2 protein-coding genes are annotated in these 1,767 nt (G+C 36.2%); both read left to right on the forward strand.

Annotated elements, in window-relative coordinates; translation table 11 throughout:
- Window positions 1–333, forward strand: a 333-nt coding sequence (locus tag ACEW8U_RS08475; RefSeq protein ID WP_373521610.1) for a tyrosine-protein kinase family protein, incomplete at its 5' end; no start/stop codon positions are given.
- Window positions 334–455: 122 nt separating this feature from the next.
- A complete protein-coding gene (locus ACEW8U_RS08480; protein WP_373521611.1) occupies window positions 456–1,499 on the forward strand; it encodes a DUF354 domain-containing protein in 1,044 nt (347 codons plus the stop codon).
- Window positions 1,500–1,767 lie beyond the last annotated feature (268 nt).

Here is a 1,767-nt window from a genome sequence, read left to right on the forward strand (position 1 = left end):
GGACCTACACCTCCCAATCCCGGAGAAATGATACTATCTCCCAGATTGCATGAATTGATAAAAGATCTTAAATCAAATTACGATTTTATTCTTTTAGATGCACCTCCAATTGGACCGGTTGCCGATGCTTTTGAAATAAATAAATTGGCCGATGCTACTTTGTTTGTTGTGAGAGTGGGCACAACAAGGAGACATCAATTGCACTATCTCAATGATCTGATAAAGGATCAGAAACTGACAAATCTTTGCATTGTACTCAACGGTGTGGGAGTGGGCGGATTGCTCAGCTATGGCACCAGGTTTGAATATATGAAATATCACGAAGCGCATTAGAACTATTGTCGTCTCTCCGATAAGAAAACATCTATTTAATAAGGCTTTTTAGTGGCAGAATTCTATTCTACGAATTGAGAGGGCAGCGGTCATTTTACTTATCTATCATGAATTCTTAATGATTGAAGCTTTTATTTGACATAGGGCACCCGGCTCACGTCCATCTTTTTCGACTATTTGCAACAGAAATGAAAGAAGAAGGTCATGAGATTCTGTTCACTGCAAGAGATAAGGATTTGACCATACTATTACTCATGGCTTATAATCTTCCCTACATTTCTTTGGGTAAAACTAAGAAAGGACTTTTATCAAAAATATTAGGCCTTTTCTATTTTGAATGGAAGCTATTGAAAGTAGCCAGAAAATTTAAGCCAGACTATCTTTTAAGTCATGGTTCCATCTATGCAGCGCATATCTCTTTCATGATTGGCAGACCGCATATATCTTTTGAAGATACCGGTAATATGGAACAAATCACATGGTACAAAGCCTTCACCGATGTCATTTTGATTTCGGATTCTTTTACAAAGGATCTTGGCAGAAAGGCGATCACCTATCCGGGATATCATGAGCTTGCTTATTTGCACCCTAATCGCTTCATTCCTAATTTAACTGTTTTAGATAAGTATCGTTTAGATCCAAATCAAAACATTATCCTTCTTCGTTTTGTATCCTGGAATGCAACCCATGATATTAACCATCAGGGTATTTCTCCATCTTTAAAAATTGAAGCCGCTACAACCTTTTCTCAATATGGTCACGTACTAATTTCTTCTGAATCAGAATTGGCAGATGAGCTTAAACCATACGAGATTAACATTAACCCAACCGATATTTTTGATTTGATGGCTCATTGCAAACTTGTTTTTGGCGAAAGTGGAACCATGTCGTCTGAGGCTGCGGTGTTGGGTGTTCCTGCAATCTTTATCGATTCTACCTCCAGAGAATATACACAAGAGCAGGAGAAAAAATATGGGCTTGTATATAATTTTTCTGAAAGCCCTGCAGATATTAGAAGGGCTATTCACAAAGGAGTACAAATTTTAAGTGAACCAAAATCTAGTAATAAGTATAAGCAAAGACAAGAAAAATTGTTGGAGGATAAAATTGATGTAACTGGCTTTTTAAAAGAATTCGTGTTAAATTTTGAAAAATATCGGCACTAAAAGATGTTACTCAATAGTTCCCTTTATCAAATTTCGATAGAACAGGTTATAATTATAAAATTTCAAGATCATAACTCTTCTTAGCCCGTCTATTTATAAAATGGCATGATATTTTATTTGACAGACCAAGAATATCCAACCAAATGTAACATTTTATCTGACGGTTGCATCAGGAAATATTCATAAGAACCCGGTAAGAAGGATGAGAGATTTTACTTTTGATACCTACACCAAATTACTTTTGGCCCTTAAAAATCAGGACAGCCAT

It is taken from the genome of Aquiflexum sp., from assembly GCF_041751335.1.
In the GTDB taxonomy this organism is placed as follows: Bacteria; Bacteroidota; Bacteroidia; order Cytophagales; family Cyclobacteriaceae; genus Aquiflexum.